This is a genomic window from Pseudomonas sp. SIMBA_041 (genome assembly GCF_046535095.1).
GTDB lineage: Bacteria > Pseudomonadota > Gammaproteobacteria > Pseudomonadales > Pseudomonadaceae > Aquipseudomonas > Aquipseudomonas mucoides.
In genome coordinates, this window is the sequence record NZ_JAWRXJ010000002.1 from 397,813 (window position 1) to 418,656 (window position 20,844).

Annotated in this window: 22 protein-coding genes; 8 read left to right on the forward strand and 14 right to left on the reverse strand. The window is 60.4% G+C overall.

Annotated features, from left to right (window positions below):
• Positions 1–18 precede the first annotated feature (18 nt).
• Positions 19–1,185, forward strand: a complete 1,167-nt coding sequence (locus SB725_RS05540) for a multidrug effflux MFS transporter (protein WP_194939888.1) — start codon at positions 19–21, stop codon at positions 1,183–1,185.
• Here the strand turns inward: SB725_RS05540 and yiaY are convergent.
• Positions 1,182–2,330: an L-threonine dehydrogenase gene (gene yiaY, locus SB725_RS05545; protein WP_027925578.1), complete on the reverse strand. Its 1,149-nt coding sequence runs from the start codon at positions 2,328–2,330 to the stop codon at positions 1,182–1,184. The genes SB725_RS05540 and yiaY overlap by 4 nt on opposite strands.
• 156 nt (positions 2,331–2,486) lie before the next feature.
• Here yiaY and SB725_RS05550 point away from each other — a divergent pair, with 156 nt between their 5' ends.
• A complete protein-coding gene (locus tag SB725_RS05550; RefSeq protein ID WP_027925579.1) occupies positions 2,487–3,506 on the forward strand; it encodes a DUF4917 family protein in 1,020 nt (339 codons plus the stop codon).
• A gap of 118 nt (positions 3,507–3,624) precedes the next feature.
• Here the strand turns inward: SB725_RS05550 and SB725_RS05555 are convergent, their stop codons facing one another.
• From SB725_RS05555 to SB725_RS05565, 3 genes are all read right to left on the reverse strand, one after another.
• Positions 3,625–3,969 (reverse strand): YegP family protein, encoded by a 345-nt coding sequence (locus SB725_RS05555; protein ID WP_027925580.1) that lies wholly within the window; start codon positions 3,967–3,969, stop codon positions 3,625–3,627.
• A 165-nt stretch (positions 3,970–4,134) separates the two neighbouring features.
• On the reverse strand, positions 4,135–4,440 hold the full coding sequence (locus tag SB725_RS05560; RefSeq protein ID WP_027925581.1) for a ribbon-helix-helix domain-containing protein: 306 nt from the start codon (positions 4,438–4,440) through the stop codon (positions 4,135–4,137).
• A gap of 14 nt (positions 4,441–4,454) precedes the next feature.
• Entirely contained in the window at positions 4,455–5,036 is a 582-nt protein-coding gene (locus SB725_RS05565; RefSeq protein ID WP_027925582.1) for a DJ-1/PfpI family protein, read from the reverse strand.
• A gap of 301 nt (positions 5,037–5,337) precedes the next feature.
• Between SB725_RS05565 and SB725_RS05570 the strand changes: the two genes are divergently transcribed.
• Positions 5,338–6,228 (forward strand): DMT family transporter, encoded by an 891-nt coding sequence (locus tag SB725_RS05570; RefSeq protein ID WP_027925583.1) that lies wholly within the window; start codon positions 5,338–5,340, stop codon positions 6,226–6,228.
• A gap of 74 nt (positions 6,229–6,302) precedes the next feature.
• Here the strand turns inward: SB725_RS05570 and SB725_RS05575 are convergent, their stop codons facing one another.
• The 4 genes from SB725_RS05575 to SB725_RS05590 all read right to left on the reverse strand — a co-directional run bounded on the left by SB725_RS05575 (position 6,303) and on the right by SB725_RS05590 (position 9,685).
• Positions 6,303–7,517, reverse strand: coding sequence for a class I SAM-dependent methyltransferase (locus SB725_RS05575; RefSeq protein WP_410921417.1), 1,215 nt, complete (start codon positions 7,515–7,517; stop codon positions 6,303–6,305).
• Between the two features lie 123 nt (positions 7,518–7,640).
• On the reverse strand, positions 7,641–8,258 hold the full coding sequence (locus SB725_RS05580) for a TPM domain-containing protein (RefSeq protein ID WP_027925585.1): 618 nt from the start codon (positions 8,256–8,258) through the stop codon (positions 7,641–7,643).
• A gap of 28 nt (positions 8,259–8,286) precedes the next feature.
• Entirely contained in the window at positions 8,287–9,042 is a 756-nt protein-coding gene (locus tag SB725_RS05585; protein WP_027925586.1) for a TPM domain-containing protein, read from the reverse strand.
• Between the two features lie 34 nt (positions 9,043–9,076).
• The gene (locus SB725_RS05590; protein ID WP_027925587.1) at positions 9,077–9,685 is read right to left on the reverse strand and encodes a LemA family protein; all 609 of its coding nucleotides are present in this window, start codon (positions 9,683–9,685) and stop codon (positions 9,077–9,079) included.
• Positions 9,686–9,920: 235 nt separating this feature from the next.
• Here SB725_RS05590 and bglX point away from each other — a divergent pair, with 235 nt between their 5' ends.
• Positions 9,921–12,212 carry a beta-glucosidase BglX gene (bglX, locus tag SB725_RS05595; protein ID WP_059181491.1) on the forward strand — a complete coding sequence of 764 codons (2,292 nt, stop codon included), beginning with the start codon at positions 9,921–9,923 and terminating at the stop codon, positions 12,210–12,212.
• Between the two features lie 149 nt (positions 12,213–12,361).
• On the opposite strand, the gene SB725_RS05600 is transcribed toward bglX, so the two are convergent.
• The 5 genes from SB725_RS05600 to SB725_RS05620 all read right to left on the reverse strand — a co-directional run bounded on the left by SB725_RS05600 (position 12,362) and on the right by SB725_RS05620 (position 16,768).
• Positions 12,362–13,519 (reverse strand): phospholipase D-like domain-containing protein, encoded by a 1,158-nt coding sequence (locus tag SB725_RS05600; RefSeq protein ID WP_027925589.1) that lies wholly within the window; start codon positions 13,517–13,519, stop codon positions 12,362–12,364.
• A 1-nt stretch (position 13,520) separates the two neighbouring features.
• Positions 13,521–14,111, reverse strand: a complete 591-nt coding sequence (locus tag SB725_RS05605; protein WP_027925590.1) for a YceI family protein — start codon at positions 14,109–14,111, stop codon at positions 13,521–13,523.
• A 209-nt stretch (positions 14,112–14,320) separates the two neighbouring features.
• Positions 14,321–14,641 carry a hypothetical protein gene (locus tag SB725_RS05610; RefSeq protein ID WP_059181493.1) on the reverse strand — a complete coding sequence of 107 codons (321 nt, stop codon included), beginning with the start codon at positions 14,639–14,641 and terminating at the stop codon, positions 14,321–14,323.
• Positions 14,638–15,732: a serine hydrolase domain-containing protein gene (locus SB725_RS05615; protein WP_410921418.1), complete on the reverse strand. Its 1,095-nt coding sequence runs from the start codon at positions 15,730–15,732 to the stop codon at positions 14,638–14,640. The genes SB725_RS05610 and SB725_RS05615 overlap by 4 nt, the downstream gene beginning before the upstream one ends.
• 157 nt (positions 15,733–15,889) lie before the next feature.
• Positions 15,890–16,768 carry a hypothetical protein gene (locus SB725_RS05620; protein WP_059181495.1) on the reverse strand — a complete coding sequence of 293 codons (879 nt, stop codon included), beginning with the start codon at positions 16,766–16,768 and terminating at the stop codon, positions 15,890–15,892.
• Between the two features lie 154 nt (positions 16,769–16,922).
• On the opposite strand from SB725_RS05620, the gene olsB reads away from it, so the two are divergent.
• Together olsB and SB725_RS05630 are read left to right on the forward strand one after the other, a co-directional pair.
• The gene (gene olsB / locus SB725_RS05625; RefSeq protein WP_027925594.1) at positions 16,923–17,678 is read left to right on the forward strand and encodes an L-ornithine N(alpha)-acyltransferase; all 756 of its coding nucleotides are present in this window, start codon (positions 16,923–16,925) and stop codon (positions 17,676–17,678) included.
• Positions 17,678–18,469: a lysophospholipid acyltransferase family protein gene (locus SB725_RS05630; RefSeq protein ID WP_027925595.1), complete on the forward strand. Its 792-nt coding sequence runs from the start codon at positions 17,678–17,680 to the stop codon at positions 18,467–18,469. The genes olsB and SB725_RS05630 overlap by 1 nt, the downstream gene beginning before the upstream one ends.
• Before the next feature lie 107 nt (positions 18,470–18,576).
• Here the strand turns inward: SB725_RS05630 and SB725_RS05635 are convergent, their stop codons facing one another.
• The gene (locus SB725_RS05635; RefSeq protein ID WP_027925596.1) at positions 18,577–19,155 is read right to left on the reverse strand and encodes an ACP phosphodiesterase; all 579 of its coding nucleotides are present in this window, start codon (positions 19,153–19,155) and stop codon (positions 18,577–18,579) included.
• A 171-nt stretch (positions 19,156–19,326) separates the two neighbouring features.
• On the opposite strand from SB725_RS05635, the gene SB725_RS05640 reads away from it, so the two are divergent.
• Together SB725_RS05640 and SB725_RS05645 are read left to right on the forward strand one after the other, a co-directional pair.
• The gene (locus tag SB725_RS05640; RefSeq protein WP_007983055.1) at positions 19,327–19,629 is read left to right on the forward strand and encodes an ArsR/SmtB family transcription factor; all 303 of its coding nucleotides are present in this window, start codon (positions 19,327–19,329) and stop codon (positions 19,627–19,629) included.
• A 34-nt stretch (positions 19,630–19,663) separates the two neighbouring features.
• Positions 19,664–20,830 (forward strand): MFS transporter, encoded by a 1,167-nt coding sequence (locus SB725_RS05645; RefSeq protein ID WP_027925597.1) that lies wholly within the window; start codon positions 19,664–19,666, stop codon positions 20,828–20,830.
• Positions 20,831–20,844: the final 14 nt, after the last annotated feature.

Here is a 20,844-nt window from a genome sequence, read left to right on the forward strand (position 1 = left end):
ACATCCAGGGATGATTCCATGAAGAGCAGCACCACCCTCCTCGTCACCTGCAGCACGGTTTTCCTCGCGCAACTGGGCATGAGCATTTACCTGCCGGCGCTGCCGGAGATGGCTCGGCACCTGTCCGCCGACGCTTCGCAGGTGTCCTGGGGACTGGCGGTGTATCTGATCGGCATGGCGCTGCCGATGTTGTTCTGGGGCAGCCTCGGCCAGCGCATCGGCCGCAAACCGGTGCTGCTCGCGGCACTTGGCATTTATGGCTTGGCCAACCTTGCGCTGCCGCTGGGCCAGACGCTTGAAGCGTTTCTGTTTTTTCGGCTGCTACAAGGCATTGGTGCCAGCGGGATTTCAGTCATGGCACGGGTGTTGATCCGCGACAGTTTCCGCGGTGAGCTGTTGGCCAAGGCGTTGTCGTGGATTTCGATTTCGTTCGTGATAGCGCTGGGCATCGGCCAATACCTGGGGTCGGTCATTCAGGTCGCACTGGGCTGGCCGGCGATTTTCTATCTGCTGGGTGGCACGAGCCTGTTGATGGCGATCGTCGTGGCGCGGGTTTCTTTTGCGGTGCTGGTCGAGGACAACGTTCAGACGTCTGCGTGGCCCAGTTACGGGCGCATTCTGCGTGATCGGGCGTTCTTGCTGCCGGCGCTTACCGGTGGCCTCGGCTACGGGGTGATCATTGCCTTCAACACGGCCGCGCCGCTGATTCTGCAAGGGCCGTTCAACTGGTCGGCCGTGGAATATGGCCTGCTGGGCTGGCCGATCAGCGCGGCGTACTTTCTGGGAGCACTGGGGGTCAATGCCTTGGTACTGCGCACCGGTCAGCGCCGGTTGATGACGGTGGGCGTCGCTCTGGTGCTGACCGGGAGCGCGGTGATGTTGCTGGGCAGCCTCGTCGGCACCTCCATTGCGCTGCTGTTCTGGTTGCCCTATTGCGTGGCAGTGTTCGGGCAGTCGTTGACGTACCCGATCAGCCTGTCACTGGCGAACGACGGTTCACCGGTCGGGGGTGCCTATGCGATGGCGTTGAGCGGCTTTATTCATCAACTGATGGCAGCGATCATTGGCGGTGTTGCCAGCCTGATCGCCAGTCAGCAGGCATGGCCGTTGTCGTTGCTCTGTACCTTGCTGGCGGTGGGCGCGATGCTGTGCGTCATGCTCGCGCCCGGTCGCAAAACGGCCTAAAAGGCGCTGCGAAAAATCTCCTCGATCTGGCGCTGATCCGCCGCCCGGGGATTGGTAAAACCGCAGGCGTCTTTCAGCGCATTGGTGGCAAGCATGGGGACGTCATTGAGTCTGGCGCCGAGCTCACGCAATCCGGCCGGGATGTCCACATCACTGGACAGGCGACGGATCGCGGCAATAGCCGCTTGAGCACCCTCTTCAGGGCTGAAACCACGGATGTCGGCGCCCATCGCATGAGCCACGTCGGTCAAGCGCGGGGCGCACACCTGAGCGTTGAAGCTTTGAACGTGGGGTAGCAGCACTGCGTTGCAGACGCCATGAGGCAAGTCGTAGAACCCACCCAATTGGTGAGCCATGGCGTGGACATAACCCAGGGACGCGTTATTGAACGCCATGCCCGCCAGGAATTGCGCGTAGGCCATGTTTTCCCGCGCCGCCATGTCATCGCCGTTGCGCACCGCCAGCCGCAGGTTGTTGCTGATCAACGTGATCGCCTTCAGTGCACAAGCATCGGTGATCGGGTTGGCGGCGGTGGAGACGTACGCTTCGATGGCGTGGGTCAGTGCGTCCATGCCGGTGGCGGCCGTCAGCCCCTGGGGCATGGCGACCATCAGCGCCGGGTCGTTGACCGACAGCAGCGGCGTGACGTTGCGGTCGACAATGGCCATTTTCACGTGGCGCGATTCGTCGGTGATGATGCAAAAACGCGTCATCTCGCTGGCGGTGCCGGCGGTGGTGTTGATCGCGATCAGCGGCAGCTGCGGTTTGCTTGATTGATCGACACCTTCATAGTCGCGGATCTGCCCGCCGTTGGTCGCACATAACGCGATGCCCTTGGCGCAGTCGTGGGGCGAACCACCCCCGAGAGACACCACAAAATCGCAGCAACTTTCCTTCAACAAGCCCAGGCCGAGCTCAACGTTGGCCATATTCGGGTTTGGTTTGGCGCCGTCAAAGATCACCGAATCGATGTCCTGCATCGCCAGTTTTTGCGCAATCATTTTCGCAACGCCGGCCTTGGCCAGCCCGACGTCGGTGACAATCAGCGCTTTGCGAAAGCCATACTTGCCAATGGTGTCCATGGCTTCGTCGAGGCAACCCGTGCCCATGATGTTCACGGCGGGAATGAAAAACGTGCTGCTCATGAGCGATTCTCCTGGCTGGGCCGAATCGGCGACGCCGATCCAGCGGGACGCCCACAGCTTCGACCCTTCGCTCACGCAGTAACTTGATCTGGCTCAAGTCATGGTCGTGATAAAGTCGCCGCCCATCAGACCTTTTGCTTTGAGACTTTGACCGCAATGACCGATTTCCAGGATGTTGATGCCCAACTTGAAGACTGGAACGCCTTGCGCGCCACCGCCTCGTTCAGCGGCCTGCTGGTGGGCAACGGCGCCAGCCGTGCGGTGTGGGACGACTTTGGTTACGACTCGCTGTTCGAGAATGCGCGCACCGTCGAAGAAAAACCGCTGAGCCAGTCCGAGCTGAGCGTGTTCGAGGCGATGCAGACACGCAGTTTCGAACAAGTGCTGAGCGCGCTGAAAACCACCAGTCGCGTGAACAAGGCGTTGGCCGTCAGCTCCGCCGCACCGCGCAATCGCTATTACGCGATCAAGGAAGCGCTGATCAACACCGTGCATGCAGTACATATTCCATGGCGACTGGTCGTGCCTTCGACGCTGGCGACCATCAGCTCGGAACTGGGCAACTATCGGACGGTGTTTACCACCAACTATGACTTGCTCAATTACTGGTCCATCCAGCATCAGCCGGACGCGATCACCGACCTGTTCCAGGGCGCCGAGCCGGGCTTTGACCTGAGCGTCACGGCGACCGATAAAACCCGTTTGCTGTACCTGCACGGTGGTTTGCACCTGGTGCGCAATCAGGACGGCACGGCGCGCAAGCTGATGTCGACCGAGGGCACGCTGCTCGGCAGTTTCGCGATCAACAATACGATCAAGACCCTGGATGACGTGCCGCTGTTCGTGAACGAAGGGCCGGCGCAGGACAAGCTCAAGACCATTCGCAGCTCGGATTATCTGTCGTTCTGTTATGACCAGTTATTGGGGCATGGCGACGGGTTGTGTGTCTTTGGACATGCGCTGGGCGAGCAGGATAGCCATATCGTTCATGCGTTGCGCCAGGCGAAACCGTCGGTGGTGGCGATCTCGATTTATCCGCGCAGCAAGGCGTTTATCCAGCATCAGAAGCGGCATTACGCGAAGGTGTTTGAGGGGACGGGATCAGCGCTGCGGTTTTTTGATTCGAAGACGCACGCGTTGGGGAATCCGAAGCTTACGGTTCCGGTTGAGGTTTAGCGGCGAGGCGGCTGCTCGCGATGGCGGTCTGACATTCAACCTCTTCGTCGAATGCTAAGCAGCGATCGCGAGCAGGCTCACTCCTACAGCGGGATGTGTGTGAGTTTGAAATGTGTGTTTAGAGCACCGGCAAGGTCTTGTCCTTGATCACCGTGGTCGGCCCATTGGCTTTCACACTGGCAATGCCCTTATCCATCGCGGCAGCGGAGGCGTACGACTCGCTGCTGCCGATAATCTCGTGGTTACCAGCCTTGAGGTTGAAATAAGGATGGCCATCCTTGGTGGTCTTTTTTTCGTAGCGCTCATCCAGCGGGCTGTTGGACTGAACCGATGCAATGCCTTTGTCGGCGGCGGCGCGGGTGGTGTACAGCTCGCTGGTCAGAATGGTTTCGGCATTGGCGGCCTTGAGAACAAACCTGAACTGGCCACTGCTGCTTTTGCTCACTTCGTACCATCCGGACATGCTCTTTCTCCTTGGCGATTGAGAGGTTTCGCGTTTCAGAGTAAAGACCACACCACGGTTTCTGTCGCCTGCACAGGCCCCATCGCGAGCTGGCTCACTCCTACGATGGAAATGTGATCCCCTGCAGGAGTGAGCCTGCTCGCGAATGGGTCTACGCGGTACTCGCTACTTCACCACCGCCCGAACCACCGACAATTCCGGCACAGCGACCCGCCGCTGACTCAGATACCGCATACAACTCACCCGCAAAAACGAGGCAAAATTCACCACTTCCCCCCGGTAATCCATCACCTCTTCATACAGCTTGGCGATCAGTTGGTTGGTGGTCATGCCATCGACTTCGGCAATTTCGCTGAGAATGTCCCAGAACTGGTTCTCCAGCCGCAGGGTGGTGACCACCCCGCAGATGCGCAGCGAGCGGGAGCGCGATTCGTAGAGGATCGGATCGGCCTTGACGTAAAGCTCGCACATGGACAGGTCCCTCGTTACAGCGTGATTTTGGTGCCCAGCAACCCGAGGAAACCGGCGAGCCAGCTCGGGTGCGCCGGCCAGGCCGGGGCAGTGGCCAGATTGCCTTGAACATGGCCTTGCGTCACCGGGATATCGATGAACGTGCCGCCCGCCAGACGGACTTCCGGGGCGCAGGCCGGGTAAGCACTGCACTCGCGGCCTTCGAGAATTCCGGCCGCTGCCAGCAATTGCGCGCCATGACACACGGCAGCAATCGGCTTGCCGGCCTTGTCGAAGGCGCGCACCAGGTCCAGGACTTTGTCGTTCAGGCGCAGGTATTCCGGCGCACGGCCGCCGGGGATCAGCAGCGCGTCATAGTCGGACTCAGCGACTTTGGCGAAATCGAAGTTCAGGGCAAACAGGTGGCCGGGTTTTTCGCTGTAGGTCTGGTCGCCTTCGAAGTCGTGGATCGCGGTGCGCACGGTCTGGCCGGCGGTTTTGTCCGGGCACACGGCGTGGACGGTGTGACCGACCATCAGCAGCGCCTGGAACGGCACCATCACTTCGTAGTCTTCGACGTAATCGCCGACCAGCATCAGGATTTTCTTGGCAGCCATGGGGAGGACTCCTCTGGGGGAACATTGGCAGGAGTATTCAAGGTAGTCCTTATCCAGTGGGTTGGGTAATAACCTGCTACTACCTGATGGACCGCATCATCGTTCATCGCGGGCAAGCCACGCGCCCAACAGTTGACCGAGTCGTCCATGGGAATGCGATCAACTGTGGGAGCGTGGCTTGCCCGCGATGGCGCCCTCAAACTGTACGGATAACTCTGCGCCTAGCTGTAACAGCGCAGCCAACGCGGTTTGTGGCTAGATGAAGGCACTTCCCCTCACCCTGAATTCTGGTCCCCAAATCATGTCCTCGCGCGAAAACACCGGCATGGCCCTCGGCCTGCTCGGCGTTGTGATTTTCAGCCTCACCCTGCCCTTCACGCGAATCGTCGTGCAGGAACTGCATCCCCTGCTCAATGGCCTCGGCCGGGCGCTGTTCGCGGCGGTGCCGGCGGCGTTGCTGTTGCTGTGGCGACGGGAGAAATGGCCGACCTGGAAACAGGTCAAAGGCCTGACCCTGGTGATCGCCGGGGTCATTCTCGGTTTTCCGGTGTTGTCGGCGTGGGCCATGCAAACCTTGCCGGCGTCCCACGGTGCCCTGGTCAACGGTCTGCAACCGCTGTGCGTGGCGCTGTACGCCGCGTGGTTATCCCACGAACGGCCGTCAAAAGCCTTCTGGGCCTGCGCCGCGTTGGGCAGTGCATTGGTGCTGGGTTATGCGTTGATCAGCGGTGCCGGCAGCATTCAGGCCGGTGACTTGTTGATGCTCGGGGCAATTGCGGTGGGTGGTCTGGGCTACGCCGAGGGCGGTCGATTGGCCAAGGAAATGGGCGGCTGGCAGGTGATCTGCTGGGCGCTGGTGTTGTCGACACCGCTGTTGATCGGACCGGTGGTGTATCTGGCGCTGCAACATCAAGGCGAAATTTCAGCGAAGACCTGGTGGGCGTTTGGTTATGTTTCGCTGTTTTCGCAGTTCATTGGTTTTTTTGCCTGGTACGCCGGGTTGGCGATGGGCGGGATTGCTCGGGTCAGTCAGATTCAGTTGTTGCAGATCTTCTTCACGATTGCATTTTCGGCGTTGTTCTTTGGTGAACACATCGAGCCGATCACCTGGCTGTTTGCCGCCGGGGTGATCGTGACCGTGATGCTGGGCCGCAAGACCGCGGTTAAACCCGCACGCATCGCCACCGCCTGAACGGTAGGAGCCCGGCTTGCTAACGATGGCGTATTCGAAATCGCCATCGCCGGCAAGCCGGGCTCCTACAGGGCTCAGAGGTAGCCGTCAGCCCGCAGCAGGGTTTCAAGACAGTGTTCGCTGATGTGGTAGAAATCCTTCAGCGCCTGAATCTTCACCAACAGCTGGGCCGGGTCCACCGGCTCGGCGCGTTTGACCGCCAGGATCATCTTGTTCTTGTTGGTGTGGTCCAGCGAGATGAACTCGAACACCTTGGTTTCATAACCGCAGGCTTCAAGGAACAACGCGCGCAAGCTGTCGGTGACCATTTCAGCTTGCTGGCCCAAATGCAGACCGTATTGCAGCATCGGCTTGAGCAGTGCCGGGCTCTGGATTTGCAGGCGGATCTGTTTGTGGCAGCACGGCGAGCACATGATGATTGAGGCGCCGGAACGAATGCCAGTGTGAATCGCGTAGTCGGTGGCGATATCGCAGGCATGCAGGGCGATCATCACGTCCAGCTCGCTCGGTGCCACGCTGCGCACGTCACCGCACTTGAACACCAGCCCCGGGTGCTCGAGTTTCGCCGCAGCGGCGTTGCACAAGTTGACCATTTCTTCACGCAGCTCGACACCCGTCACCACGCCTTCAGCGCTCAAGGTGTTGCGCAGGTAGTCGTGGATGGCGAACGTCAGGTAACCCTTGCCCGAACCGAAATCCGCCACCTGCACCGGCTTGTCCAGCGCCAGCGGTGAGGTAGTCAGCGCATGGCTGAAGACTTCGATGAACTTGTTGATCTGCTTCCACTTGCGCGACATCGCCGGGATCAGCTCGTGTTTGCTGTTGGTCACGCCAAGGTCGGCGAGGAACGGCCGGCTCAGGTCGAGGAAGCGGTTTTTTTCGCGGTTGTGCTCGGCGGATGGCACTTCACGCAATTGCTGAGGTTTGCTCTTGAACAGCGAAGACTTGCCCTTTTTGCTGTATTCGAGCTGGGCTTCATCGGTCAATGACAACAAATGCGCATTTTTGAACGAGGCCGGCAGCAGCGCGGCGATGGTCGCGACACCTTCGGCCAGCGGCAGGTTCTTGGTGATGTCGCGGGTTTTGTAGCGATAGACGAAGGACAGGCAAGGCTGATCCTTGACCGTCAGCTGCTTGATGATCAGGCGCTGTAAATCCGCTTCGGTACCGACGTACTTGGCCAGCACCAGCTTGATAAAGGCGTTGGCGTCGAGGCTGGTTTGCAGCAGGTCGATGAACTGGGCGTGGTGATCCGGCGCGAGGCTGGCGGGAGTGGCGGTGACGGACATGGGCAAAACGGCCTCGGGCGGAGCGAATCGGGGAATGGCGGGTATTTTAGGGGGGATGTCGATGCAGGGCACGGGTAATTTCCCGAACGGCACGATCTGTAGCAGCTGGCGCGTGGTCAAGCATCAGCCTAACACCACCAACCGGTTCGGCAATTCATTGCGCACCTGCGTTACCGGCACATGCACTTTAAGTAATTCACCACACGCCTCGATGCACGTCACGAACCCTTGCAACGTCTGCCCCTGTTTCACCTGCTGGGTGAACGCCGCCACAATCGAATCCCAGTTCTTGTTGTCCAGCCGCCTGGAAATCCCTTCATCCACCAGGATTTCCACATAGCGCTCAGCCTCGCAGACAAAAATCAGCATTCCGGTGCTACCGACCGTGTGGTGCAGGTTCTGCTCCAGGAATTGCCGGCGCGCCAGGTTCGAGGCGCGCCAGTGCCGCACTGAACGCGGGACCAGGTGCGTGGTGACTTTCGGCAGGCGGAACACCAGGCACAGCACCACAAAAGTGATCCATTGCACCAGCAGCAAGCTGTGCAGGGTCAGCCATCCGCTGAGGTAATGCACGATCCCCGGCACCATCAGCGCCAGCAGGCTGGCCCACAGCAGCGGAATGTATGCGTAGTCGTCGGCGCGGGCAGCGAGCACGGTCACCAGTTCGGCGTCAGTGTCGCGCTCGACCCGGGCAATCGCCTCGGCGACTTTGCGTTGTTCGTGTTCAGTCAGTAATGCCATGTTGAAAAGTGCCTGCTCATTATTGTTATCACCAGCCGCCCGACGAACCGCCGCCCCCGAAACTGCCCCCGCCGCCGCTGAAGCCCCCGCCTCCACCGCCGCCACCAAACCCACCGCCGCCGAAACCACCGCCCGAACCACCCGAACCCCCTCGGCCGGAGGGCAGAAGCCCGAGCATCTGCAAGACAAAAATCGTCAGGATGAACAGCATCACCAGAAACACGAAGACGCCGGGATGACGCGCCACGAAGTCGCTGTCCTCATCACCGCGCGGCTCATAGACCGTTGAGGGTTCATCCAGCGGGCTGCCGCCCAACACCACCAGCATCGCCGCGACCCCGTCGCTGATGCCTTTGCTGAAGTTACCCGCCTTGAACGCGGGGGTGATCACCTGATTGATAATCACCGAACTTTGCGCGTCGGTCAGTCGATCTTCGAGGCCATACCCGACTTCGATGCGCAATTTACGCTCATCGCGCGCAACGATCAGCAGCGCGCCGTTATTTTTATCTTTCTGGCCAATGCCCCAGGCTCGGCCCAATTGGTAGCCGAAGTCCGCGATGTCGGTGCCTTGCAAGTCCGGCAACGTGACCACCACCAACTGCTCGCCAGTGGCGCTTTCATGGGCCTGAAGTTGTTGTGTCAGTTGCTCGCGCACCGACGGCTCGATCATCTGGGCGTTATCGACCACCCGCCCGGTCAGCGCCGGAAACTTCAACTCGGCCTGCGCCGTCAGGGCACACACCCAGAACAACAGCATCAGCCCCACTTTCAACACGCGCATTGGCAACCTCATCCGTGGTAATGCTTTTAGCCGGTCAGAACTTTACCTGAGGTGCCTTATCGGCATCCGGCGTGGTCGCCTCGAAGGTTTCGCGGATCGGCAAATCGCTGTACAAAACGGTGTGCCACAAGCGACCGGGAAAAGTACGAATCTCAGTGTTGTACTTTTGCACCGCGAGGATGAAATCACGACGGGCCACGGCGATGCGGTTTTCGGTGCCTTCAAGTTGCGACTGCAAGGCGAGGAAGTTCTGGTTGGCCTTCAGGTCCGGATAACGCTCGGACACCACCATCAAACGGCTCAAAGCCCCCGTCAGTTGATCCTGGGCCTGCTGGAACTGTTTGAGTTTTTCCGGGTTATCCAGGGTCTTGGCGTCCACCTGAATAGACGTTGCCTTGGCCCGTGCTTCAATCACCGCGGTCAGGGTTTCTTCTTCGTGCTTGGCATAGCCTTTGACAGTTTCCACCAGGTTGGGGATCAAGTCGGCGCGACGCTGATACTGGTTCTGCACCTGGCCCCACGCGGCCTTGGCCTGCTCGTCGAGGGTCGGAATCGTATTGATGCCGCAGCCCGCGAGCACAGTGGTCAACAGCATCAGGGCTGCCACCTGCAAGCTCGAGCGATAGTGGTGTCTTGCATTCATCTGGGTCACTCCCTGGCACATTCCGTTGAAAAACCAATCACACTCTTCTGACCGGGCACTTGGGGCATAATCTGCCGCCGCCACTGGATTGCAACGAGCCAATGGGCTAAAAGATGCCCCTGCACAAAAAACACGCAGAAGTGTGCTGCATTTACTTGAACAACAATAGTCGCTCCCTAACTTTTGGCTGATCGGCGCGTATTCACTGCCGTTTAGGCTTTTGAGAAAACAATTCATGAAGAAGCTGTATTTGCTGGGCCTGTTCGTCAGCCTGGCCAGTCATAACGTATTGGCCGCCACGACCCCCGCACCTCTGGAGAACAAGGACGCCTTCATCAGTAACCTGATGAAGCAGATGACCCTCGATGAAAAGATCGGCCAATTGCGCCTGATCAGCATCGGCCCGGAAATGCCACGCGAACTGATCCGCAAGGAAATCGCGGCCGGCAACATCGGCGGCACGTTCAACTCGATCACCCGCCCGGAAAACCGTCCGATGCAGGACGCGGCCATGCGCAGCCGGTTGAAGATCCCGATGTTCTTCGCCTATGACGTGATCCACGGCCACCGCACCATTTTCCCGATCCCGATTGCCCTGGCTTCGAGCTGGGACATGGACGCGATCGGCCGCTCCGGGCGCATCGCCGCCAAGGAAGCCGCGGCGGACAGCCTCGACATCACCTTCGCGCCGATGGTCGACATCTCCCGCGACCCGCGCTGGGGCCGGACTTCCGAAGGCTTCGGTGAAGACACCTACCTCGTGTCGCGCATTGCCGGCGTGATGGTCCGAGCCTTCCAGGGTTCAGGCGCCAACGCGGCTGACAGCATCATGGCCAGCGTCAAACACTTTGCCTTGTACGGCGCGGTCGAGGGCGGTCGCGACTACAACGTGGTCGACATGAGCCCGGTCAAGATGTACCAGGACTACTTGCCACCTTACCGCGCGGCGATTGACGCCGGTGCCGGCGGGGTGATGGTTGCCCTGAACTCGATCAACGGCGTGCCGGCCACCGCCAACACCTGGCTGATGAATGACCTGTTGCGCAAGGAATGGGGCTTCAAAGGCCTGGCGGTCAGCGATCACGGGGCGATTTTCGAGTTGATCAAGCACGGCGTCGCCGCTGACGGTCGCGAAGCCGCGAAGCTGGCGATCAAGGCCGGCATCGACATGAGCATGAACGACACGCTGTACGGCAAAGAACTGCCGGGGCTGTTGAAATCGGGCGAGATCGCGCAAAGCGACATCGACAACGCCGTGCGTGAAGTGCTCGGCGCCAAGTACGACATGGGCCTGTTCAAGGACCCGTACCTGCGCATCGGCAAGGCTGAAGATGATCCGGCCGACACCTACGCCGACAGCCGCCTGCATCGCCCCGAGGCCCGTGACGTCGCGCGTCGCAGCCTGGTGTTGCTGAAGAACCAGAACGAAACCCTGCCGCTGAAGAAAACCGCGAAAATCGCGTTGGTCGGCCCGCTCGCCAAGGCGCCCATCGACATGATGGGCAGCTGGGCAGCGGCGGGTAAACCGGCGCAATCGGTGACCCTGTTCGACGGCATGAACGCCGCCGTCGCCGACAAGGCCACGCTGATCTACGCCCGTGGCGCCAACATCACCAGTGACAAGAAGGTCCTGGATTACCTGAACTTCCTCAACTTCGACGCCCCGGAAGTGGTGGATGATCCGCGTCCGGCGCAAGTGCTGATCGATGAAGCGGTGAAAGCCGCCAAGGATGCCGACGTGGTGGTGGCAGCGGTGGGCGAGTCCCGTGGCATGTCCCACGAATCGTCGAGCCGCACCGACATCAACATCCCGGCCAACCAGCGCGATCTGATCAAGGCCCTGAAAGCCACCGGCAAGCCACTGGTGCTGGTGTTGATGAACGGCCGCCCGCTGTCGATTCTCGAAGAGAAGGAACAGGCTGACGCGATTCTGGAGACCTGGTTCAGCGGCACCGAAGGCGGCAACGCCATCGCTGACGTGCTGTTCGGCGACTACAACCCGTCGGGCAAACTGCCAATCACCTTCCCGCGCTCGGTGGGTCAGATTCCGACCTACTACAACCACCTGAGCATTGGCCGGCCATTCACGCCGGGCAAACCGGGCAACTACACCTCGCAGTATTTCGATGACACCACCGGCCCACTGTTCCCGTTTGGTTTCGGCCTGAGCTACACCGATTTCAGCCTGAGCGACATGGCCCTGTCGTCGACCACACTGAACAAGACCGGCAAGCTCGACGCCAGCGTCACGTTGAAAAACACCGGCAAACGCGACGGCGAAACCGTGGTGCAGTTGTACATCCAGGACGTGACTGGCTCGATGATCCGACCGATCAAGGAGCTGAAGAACTTCCAGAAAGTCATGCTCAAGGCCGGCGAACAGAAAGTCGTGCACTTCACCATCACCGAGGACGACTTGAAGTTCTACAACACCCAGCTCAAGTTCGCTGCCGAGCCGGGCAAGTTCAACGTGCAGATCGGCCTGGACTCCCAGGACGTGACACAGCAGAGCTTTGAGTTGCTGTAATTATTCAAACACCGCAAAAACCTGTGGGAGCCGAGCTTGCTCGCGATGAGGCCATAACATCCAACACCTATGTTGACTGTTACGCCGCCATCGCGAGCAAGCTCGGCTCCCACAGTGGTTTTCCTCCAATGGTTTTTTGGGTACGGCGGCTATCCGCGGCGATCCAGCAGGTTCACCACCAGCCGATCCACCCAGCCCCAGATCCGTTGCTTGACCCGCTTCCACAATGGCCGGCGTTGCCATTCTTCGAGGCTGACTTCCTGGCTCTGCGCAAAGTCCCGTTCGAAACTCCCCGCCACTGCCAGCGTCAGCCCTGGGTCCAGCGCTTCAAGGTTGGCTTCCAGGTTGAAGCGCAAGTTCCAGTGATCGAAATTGCATGAGCCGATGCTCACCCAATCATCGATCAGGACCATTTTCAGGTGCAGGAAACACGGCTGGTACTCGAAAATTTTCACCCCGGCCTTGAGCAATCGCGGATAGTAGCGATGCCCGGCGTAACGCACCGACGGGTGATCGGTGCGCGGCCCGGTCAACAACAGGCGCACGTCAACACCCCGACCGGCGGCCCGGCGCAGTGAGCGGCGGACTTTCCAGGTCGGCAGGAAGTACGGCGTCGCCAGCCAGATGCGTTGCTGGCCGCTGTTCAGCGCGCGAACCAGCGATTGCAGAATGTCGCGGTGCTGGCGGGCGTCGGCATAGGCCACCCGGCCCATGCCTTCACCCATCGACGGCACTCGTGGCAGGCGCGGCAAGCCAAAATGCGAGGCCGGTTTCCAGGCCCGTCGATGGCGGTTGGCGATCCATTGGCGGTCGAACAACAATTGCCAGTCAATGACCAAAGGCCCGGTGATTTCCACCATGACTTCGTGCCATTCGCTGGTGTCTTCACCCGGCGTCCAGAACTCATCGGTGACGCCCGTGCCACCGACCACCGCCAGACTTTGATCGACCAGCAACAGCTTGCGGTGATCGCGGTAGAAGTTGCCGACCCAACGCCGCCAGCTCAGGCGATTGTAGAAACGCAATTCGACCCCGGCCGCCGTCAGGCGCTGACGCAAGGTCAGGGTAAACGCCAGGCTGCCATAGTCATCGAACAGGCAGCGCACGCGCACACCGCGTTCGGCTGCCGACACCAGGGCTTGCACCATGGCCTCGGCGCAGGCGCCCGCCTCCACCAGATACAGCTCCAGCTCGACCTGTTCTTCGGCGCGGGCAATCGCGACCAGCATGCGTGGGAAAAACTGCGGACCGTCGATCAGCAGCTCGAAGTGGTTGCCTTCACGCCAGGGAAAGATTGCGCCGGCCATGTCAGCGCGCCGTGAAAATCAGTACCGCACCCACCGGTACCGACAGACTGATGGCCGACAGATCGGCAACCTTGCGCAACGTTTCCAGCCCGGGAGCCAGATCAAAATCTTCGGCATTGATTACCAGCGGCTCCAGGGTTACCACTTGAAAGCGTCGGTCATCGAGGCGCGTCGCCAGCAATTCGGCGTTGTATTGATGTTGCTTGCCATGCAGGTTGACGGTCAGCGGCAAGCGCAACTCCAACTGCGCGCCGGGCGCGAGGTCGTTGATTGGACGCAGATCAATCTGCGCAGTAATCAACGCTTCAGGATAGGTCTGGATCTCGAACAGCTCTTTGCGCATCCGTTCATCACGCAAGGGGATGCCGCTGTTCACCGACTCCAGTTCGACTTCCACCTCGGCCAGGCCTTTGGCGTCGACCTTGCCGTGCAACACCAGAAAGCGCTGCACTTCGGAGAGGTTGGCGTTTTTGGTGCTGATGAACGACAGCCGCGAGGACTCCCCGTCCAGATACCAATCGGCGCGGGCCGACAGCGTGGCACCGGCCAACAGCAGGAGCGCGAGGGTTTTAGAGAGGGAGCGGTTGAACATAGAGACTCGTGTGCAGATAAACCTGCACGAACCTTAACCGCCCGGCAGCAAGATGCAAACCTGTAGTCGTTGGCGAAGCCTGCGTTCGGCGGCGAAGCCGTCGTGAAATCCTGCGAAGCGGGCCAACCTGAAGTACTGCGGTGCTTGGTTTTACGACGGCTTCGCCGCCGAACACAGCCTTCGGCAGCGGCTACAAAGGTTCGTGGGCGTCAGGGTTGCAGACGGCAACCTTGGCGTTCGCCGATCCACACAGCGCTGTTGCTACGGCCCATGCCACTGACCGTGACCCGTTTGCTGGCGGCATCATCGACAAAACTGCTGGTCGGCAGCCACTGCTTTACATAGCGGTGGCAATACCCGATCTCGTTGTTCATCACATACCGGCACGAGCAATATTCCTTGGCGGTGTAGGCGCTGATGATGTCAGGGAACGCCCACAGCGCCACTCGCTCCTGCCAGATCCAGCTGAGCAACGCGACCAGCAATACCAGGAACAACGCGCTGAACGGTCTGTGTCGAAGAAAACTCATGGCTGCACCTTTTGAGCAAACGCCTTGAGCGCGAGTTTGAGCAATTCGTTGTGCTGGTAGCTCCCGTCGCGATCATCGCCATAGCGCACGATCACCAGGTTTTCGCTGGGAATAACGTACATCGCCTGCCCCCAATGACCCAGTGCGGCGAAGGTATCGGCCGGCGCATCGGGCCAGGGTTGTGCCGCCCCGTCCACTGCGCGATTGAGCCACCATTGACCGCCAGGTACGGCGTCATCCTGATGAGCGTGATAGCGGGCGAACGGTTCGCGATTGAAGGCGACCCAGTCTTTGGGCAGCAACTGACGACCCTGCCAGCGCCCGTCGCGCGCCATCAATAACCCGATGCGTGCCAGATCGCGAGCCGTGAGATAGGCGTAGGACGAAGCGACGAAAGTGCCCGTGGCATCGGTTTCCCAAACGGCATGGTGGATGCCCAAGGGCTCGAACAGCGCAGTCCACGGATAGTCTGGATAACGTGCCGGGCCGACGATATTTTTCAGCGCGGCGGCGAGCAAACCGCTGTCGCCACTGGAGTAACGAAAGGCCTGACCGGGCTCGGCGTATTCGGGATGCTCGGCGGTGAACGCAGCCATGTCCTGATGACCACGGGTGTAGAGCATCGCCACCACCGAGGACTTCAACGGGGCGTATTCATAGTCTTCCTGCCAGTCCAGCCCCGAAGCCCAATGCAGCAGGTCGGCCATGGTCACGCCGGGGTGTTTTTTCATCGGCGGATAAAACGTCTGCACCGGGTCCTGGAGTTTGAACAGGCCTTCACCATAGGCCACACCCAGCACCGTGGCCATGAGGCTTTTGCTGATCGACCATGTCAGGTGTGGCGTGTCGGCGGTGGTCGGGCCGGCGTAGCGTTCGTAGATCAATTGACCGTCGCGGATCACCAGCAAGGCGTCGGTGCGCACGCCTTTTCGGGTGCTGTCGTCACGGGGTGGGAAGGCGTAGGTTTCCAGGGCTTGAAGCGCTGCCCCGGTGATGACCGGGGCGGTTGACCATTGCTCGGCCGGCCAGTTTTCGGCGTGGGTCGGGAGGCTGAGCAGCAGCATGACAATGAGGGACAAGCCTTTGAACATGGCGTGGGCTCGGGAGGATTAACTTGCTGAGCCTAGTTGAGGTTGATGACAGTTTTGGGATCTGTGTTGCCCATACTGGCCCCATCGCGAGCAGGCTCACGCCTACAGGGGAATGCATTTCAAACTGTAGGAGTGAGCCTGCTCACGATGGGGCCCTTTAATTCACGGCTAATGCCTTGGCCAACCGCTTACCTCTGGCACCCGCCGCCAAATCCATCACCGCCTGATCCCGCTGCCACATCGCCGCCCAATGCCCCGGCCCATCGGCCAACGCCAGATCAATTTCAACCTTGAGCCCCTCGAACTGCGCAAACAACCCACCCAGCAACACATGCCCGGCCGCATTGTTCGGTGCCTGACGGCTGACTTCCGCGCACCCGGCCAGCAGCGCCAGTAACCGCAACTGCAACGCTTGCGGCCAGTCGCTGTCCTGGCCAATGCCATACAGCCACGCCGTCATGGCGCTCAATACGTACACATCTTCAAGGGTGCGGAACGGTTTGACGTAGGCATCCCAACCATCCCCCGCCAACAACTCGCACTGGGCATTGTCGAGAAACAAGCGGCCATGACTGATGTCCGGCATCAGCGGGATCGCCGGCAGCTTTTCCAGGCGCACGCCGGGTTCATCGGGATAGACCACCGCCAGGCTCAGGCTTACAGGGTCGCCGGGCGCTTCACTGCGGGCAGCGATCAGCAGCCATTCGGCGGCATCACCGGCGGTGACGAAATCCTTGCGCCCGCTCAGGCGCAAATCCGTGAGACGGGTTTGCATGTCCGCCGGTCGCAGGCTGCGCTGTTCGGTCGCACACAGCGCGCCGAGGCTCAGCGGCGCGCTCGGCCAGAGCATGCGCAACGCCGCCTGATACCCCACCAGAAACGCCAGCCCCGGCGTGGCCATCAAACGCCCGCCAGCCACGGCCAGTTCAAACGGCGTCACCGTGCCCAACTGGTGCAACAAGGTCACGAAACCTTCCGCCAGATCCGGGTTGGCGGGCAGGCGTTCTTGGCGGATCAACAGGTTTTGCCAGGGCATAAGAGGCTCCTCGTGGGCTGTCATATAAGCATCACCAAAGCTTAATGGCGATGACACCGGGGCTACATAGCCTGACCTTGCACAAAACGGCTGCATAAAGAAAGTCGATCCGCTGTAACCCAAGACGGGTGAGCAGCCCGCACGGAGAATCGCCATGACTCAGATCGCCCGCATCCGCGACACCGGCAACGACCGCCGCCTGCAAGCCGAACGCCTGATCGGCAGCGAGGCCTTGCAGGAAGCCCAGGCCTTGCGCTTCAACGTGTTCAGCGGCGAGTTCAACGCCAAGCTGAAGGGCGCTGAGCTGGGTCTGGACATGGATGACTATGATGTTCATTGCGCCCACATCGGCGTGCGTGACTTGAATACCGGGCGCCTGGTGGCGACCACCCGTTTGCTCGATCACACGGCGGCCAGCAGCCTGGGCAAGTTTTACAGCGAAGAAGAATTCAGCCTGCACGGCCTGGTGCATCTCAAAGGCCCGATCCTGGAAATCGGCCGCACCTGCGTCGACCCGGCCTACCGCAACGGCGGCACCATCGCTGTGCTCTGGGGTGAACTGGCCGAAGTATTGAATCAGGGCGGCTACAGCTATTTGATGGGCTGCGCGAGCATCCCGATGCAGGACGGCGGCATCCAGGCCCACGCGATCATGCAGCGCCTGCGCGAACGCTACCTGTGCACCGAACACCTGCGCGCCGAGCCGAAAAAGCCGCTGCCGACGCTGGATATTCCTTCTAACGTGATCGCCGAAATGCCGCCGCTGCTCAAGGCCTACATGCGCCTCGGCGCGAAGATCTGCGGCGAGCCTTGCTGGGACGAAGATTTCCAGGTGGCCGACGTGTTCATCCTGCTCAAGCGCGACGAGCTCTGCCCGCGTTACGCCAAGCACTTCAAGGCGGCCATGTGATGAATCGGTTGCGGGTGTACGCGCGGATTGCGCGAGTGCTGGTGGTGGTCGCGCTGGGATTGAGCATGGCCTGCGTGTTCGGTCTGTTCGAGCGCATGGGCATCGCCCACTCGATGGTCCGCCGCCAACGCTGGTCGCGATTTTTCATGACGCGGTTGAGCAATGCCCTGCCCTTCCACGTGACTGTTCAGGGTGAATTGCCCAAGCAACCGATGCTCTGGGTCAGTAATCATGTGTCCTGGACTGACATCCCGCTGCTGGGCATGCTCACGCCGATGTCGTTCCTGTCCAAGGCCGAAGTGCGCACCTGGCCGGTGGCGGGTTGGTTGGCGGCCAAGGCTGGCAGTCTGTTTATTCGTCGTGGGTCGGGCGATAGTCAACTGATCCGCAAACAAATGACCCGCCACCTGGAACAGGAGCATCCGCTACTGATGTTCCCGGAAGGCACCACCACCGATGGCCGGTCGTTGCGTACCTTTCATGGTCGCTTGCTGTCGGCGGCAATTGATTCAGAGGTGCAGCTGCAACCGGTGGCGATTCGTTATTTGCGTGACGGTCAGCTCGACACCTTGGCACCGTTCATTGGCGACGATGATCTGCTGTCGCATTTGATGCGCTTGTTTGCCAATGACCGGGGGGATGTGGAGATTCACCTGCTCAAGCCGATTGCTTGCGAAGGTCGCGAACGTGCAGCGCTGGCGTTCGAAGCGCAGCAAGCGGTGCAGAAAGCGTTGTTTGGGGCGATTGCGGAGAAGCAGCCAATCCCGATGCGCCCGGCCATCGCTGCTTAAACACACATCCCCTGTAGGAGTGAGCCAGCTCGCGATAGCGGTCTTTCATTCACATCATTGTTGAATGTTATGCCGCCATCGCGAGCAGGCTCACGCCTACATTGGGTTCAAGGTGTTGGGTAGTGTTGGGCAAAGGTTTGGAGCTGTGGGTAGAACAGCCTGAAATCGTCACTCAACGGTTCATACAACACCCGCAATTCCTGCATCGCCCCCGCCAGTTCCTCCGGCCGGGTCAACCGCCGAGAAATCCCCCGCAGCACCTGTTCCAGCACCTCGAATTCCTGATACGACCCCAACCAGTCATTCGCCACCATGTGCGGCGCGATGCTCGCCAACCGTTCCGGCAACTGCGGCTCGGCCGCCAGCACCCGGTACACATCCGACGTGAACAACTCCAGCGGCCGGTCGGCGTACAGCGTCCAGTCCCGTGCCAGGCAGTGGTCGAAAAACACGTCGAGCACGATCCCGGCGTAACGCCGGCGTGTCGTGGAAAACCGCGACAACGCAACATCCACCAGCGGATGGCGGTCGGTAAACACGTCGATGCTGCGGTGCAGCTGAATGGCCGCCTCGATCTCCGGCGCGTATTGCCCTTGCAGCCGTCCTTTGACGAAATCGCCATAGAGACTGCCGAGCCATTGACCGGGACGCTGGCCACCGAGGTGAAGATGTGCGAGATAGTTCATAGGCGCAGCTTAGCACTGCGCCTTTGGATCTTTACATCCCACGTATCGTTATAACTCGATATACCGAATTGTTAGCGGCTCAGAGCCAAATCATATTTGTATATCGCGAAATACCGATTTAAAGTTCGCCTCATCGCGATATAGCGTTTTAACCATCACGAGCTCACCCCCATGACCATTAATCTCGACGAAATAATAAAAGCCCTGGCACACCCAGTACGGCGAGAAATCCTGCACTGGCTCAAAGACCCTACCGTCGAATTTCCTGACCAGTCCCACAGCAACGAGCACGGCGTTTGTGCCGGGCAGATCGATCAACGTTGCGGCTTGTCGCAGTCCACGGTGTCCGCGCACCTGGCGACGCTGCAACGCGCCGGCCTGATCAGCAGCCGCAAAGTCGGCCAGTGGCATTTTTTCAAACGTAATGAGGAAACCATCCAGGAATTCCTCAAGACCTTCAGTAAAGAGCTCTGACCCTTAGCGTCAGTCAGCCGACAAGGAATCAACAATGCCCCTCTCGCTTCTCATATTGGCCTTGAGTGCCTTCGCCATCGGCACCACCGAGTTCGTCATCATGGGCCTGTTGCCCGATGTGGCGGCTGACCTCGGTGTGTCGATCCCCGGCGCAGGCTGGTTGGTGACCGGTTACGCCCTGGGCGTGGCCATCGGGGCGCCGTTCATGGCGCTGGCCACCGCCCGACTCCCGCGCAAGGCTGCACTGGTGGCGTTGATGGGGATCTTCATCATCGGCAACTTGCTCTGCGCCCTCGCCAGTGACTACAACGTGTTGATGTTTGCACGCGTTGTCACGGCGCTCTGCCACGGTGCCTTCTTCGGTATCGGCTCGGTGGTGGCGGCAGGCCTGGTGCCGGCCAACAAACGCGCTTCGGCCGTGGCCTTGATGTTCACCGGCCTGACCCTGGCCAACGTGCTCGGCGTGCCACTGGGCACCGCGCTCGGCCAACAGGCCGGCTGGCGCTCGACCTTCTGGGCCGTGACGGTAATTGGTGTGATCGCCCTGATTGGCCTGATCCGCTTCCTGCCGGCCAAGCGTGATGAAGAAAAACTCGACATGCGTGCCGAACTGGCTGCGCTCAAGGGTGCCGGGATCTGGTTGTCCCTGAGCATGACTGCGCTGTTCGCGGCCTCGGTATTCACCCTCTTCACTTACGTCGCGCCGTTGCTGGGCGAAGTTACCGGCGTCTCGCCACGTGGCGTGACCTGGACCCTGATGCTCATCGGCCTGGGCCTGACCGTCGGCAACATCATCGGCGGCAAACTGGCGGACAAAGGCATGGCTGCGACGCTGATTGGTGTGTTCATCAGCATGGCCGTGGTCTCCACCGTGCTGACGTGGACCAGTGTTGCGCTGATCCCGACCGAAATCACCCTGTTCCTCTGGGCCACCGCGTGTTTTGCCGCCGTGCCGGCCCTGCAAGTGAACGTGGTGACCTTTGGCAAAGCGGCACCGAACCTGGTGTCGACCCTGAACATCGGCGCTTTCAACATTGGCAACGCCCTCGGTGCCTGGGTCGGCGGCAGTGTCATCGCCCACGGCTTCGGCCTGACCAGCGTACCGCTCGCGGCTGCCGCACTGGCGGTACTCGCCCTGCTGGTGACCCTGATTACTTTCCGCCAGAGCGGCAATCCCGAACTGGCTCCAGCGACTCACTAATCCACTTGAACCTC

What these genes read in the sequence shown, in the direction of transcription:
- SB725_RS05640 (WP_007983055.1), top strand. Translation starts at nt 19,327, where the DNA reads ATGACCATTAATCTCGACGAAATAATAAAAGCCCTGGCACACCCAGTA.
- SB725_RS05610 (WP_059181493.1), bottom strand. Translation starts at nt 14,641, where the DNA reads ATGAGTTTTCTTCGACACAGACCGTTCAGCGCGTTGTTCCTGGTATTG.
- SB725_RS05550 (WP_027925579.1), top strand. Translation starts at nt 2,487, where the DNA reads ATGACCGATTTCCAGGATGTTGATGCCCAACTTGAAGACTGGAACGCC.
- SB725_RS05630 (WP_027925595.1), top strand. Translation starts at nt 17,678, where the DNA reads ATGAATCGGTTGCGGGTGTACGCGCGGATTGCGCGAGTGCTGGTGGTG.
- SB725_RS05635 (WP_027925596.1), bottom strand. Translation starts at nt 19,155, where the DNA reads ATGAACTATCTCGCACATCTTCACCTCGGTGGCCAGCGTCCCGGTCAA.
- olsB (WP_027925594.1), top strand. Translation starts at nt 16,923, where the DNA reads ATGACTCAGATCGCCCGCATCCGCGACACCGGCAACGACCGCCGCCTG.
- SB725_RS05620 (WP_059181495.1), bottom strand. Translation starts at nt 16,768, where the DNA reads ATGCCCTGGCAAAACCTGTTGATCCGCCAAGAACGCCTGCCCGCCAAC.
- SB725_RS05590 (WP_027925587.1), bottom strand. Translation starts at nt 9,685, where the DNA reads ATGAATGCAAGACACCACTATCGCTCGAGCTTGCAGGTGGCAGCCCTG.
- SB725_RS05560 (WP_027925581.1), bottom strand. Translation starts at nt 4,440, where the DNA reads ATGTGCGAGCTTTACGTCAAGGCCGATCCGATCCTCTACGAATCGCGC.
- bglX (WP_059181491.1), top strand. Translation starts at nt 9,921, where the DNA reads ATGAAGAAGCTGTATTTGCTGGGCCTGTTCGTCAGCCTGGCCAGTCAT.
- SB725_RS05555 (WP_027925580.1), bottom strand. Translation starts at nt 3,969, where the DNA reads ATGTCCGGATGGTACGAAGTGAGCAAAAGCAGCAGTGGCCAGTTCAGG.
- SB725_RS05575 (WP_410921417.1), bottom strand. Translation starts at nt 7,517, where the DNA reads ATGTCCGTCACCGCCACTCCCGCCAGCCTCGCGCCGGATCACCACGCC.
- SB725_RS05580 (WP_027925585.1), bottom strand. Translation starts at nt 8,258, where the DNA reads ATGGCATTACTGACTGAACACGAACAACGCAAAGTCGCCGAGGCGATT.
- SB725_RS05585 (WP_027925586.1), bottom strand. Translation starts at nt 9,042, where the DNA reads ATGCGCGTGTTGAAAGTGGGGCTGATGCTGTTGTTCTGGGTGTGTGCC.
- SB725_RS05645 (WP_027925597.1), top strand. Translation starts at nt 19,664, where the DNA reads ATGCCCCTCTCGCTTCTCATATTGGCCTTGAGTGCCTTCGCCATCGGC.
- SB725_RS05540 (WP_194939888.1), top strand. Translation starts at nt 19, where the DNA reads ATGAAGAGCAGCACCACCCTCCTCGTCACCTGCAGCACGGTTTTCCTC.
- SB725_RS05600 (WP_027925589.1), bottom strand. Translation starts at nt 13,519, where the DNA reads ATGGCCGGCGCAATCTTTCCCTGGCGTGAAGGCAACCACTTCGAGCTG.
- SB725_RS05570 (WP_027925583.1), top strand. Translation starts at nt 5,338, where the DNA reads ATGTCCTCGCGCGAAAACACCGGCATGGCCCTCGGCCTGCTCGGCGTT.
- SB725_RS05605 (WP_027925590.1), bottom strand. Translation starts at nt 14,111, where the DNA reads ATGTTCAACCGCTCCCTCTCTAAAACCCTCGCGCTCCTGCTGTTGGCC.
- SB725_RS05565 (WP_027925582.1), bottom strand. Translation starts at nt 5,036, where the DNA reads ATGGCTGCCAAGAAAATCCTGATGCTGGTCGGCGATTACGTCGAAGAC.
- yiaY (WP_027925578.1), bottom strand. Translation starts at nt 2,330, where the DNA reads ATGAGCAGCACGTTTTTCATTCCCGCCGTGAACATCATGGGCACGGGT.
- SB725_RS05615 (WP_410921418.1), bottom strand. Translation starts at nt 15,732, where the DNA reads ATGTTCAAAGGCTTGTCCCTCATTGTCATGCTGCTGCTCAGCCTCCCG.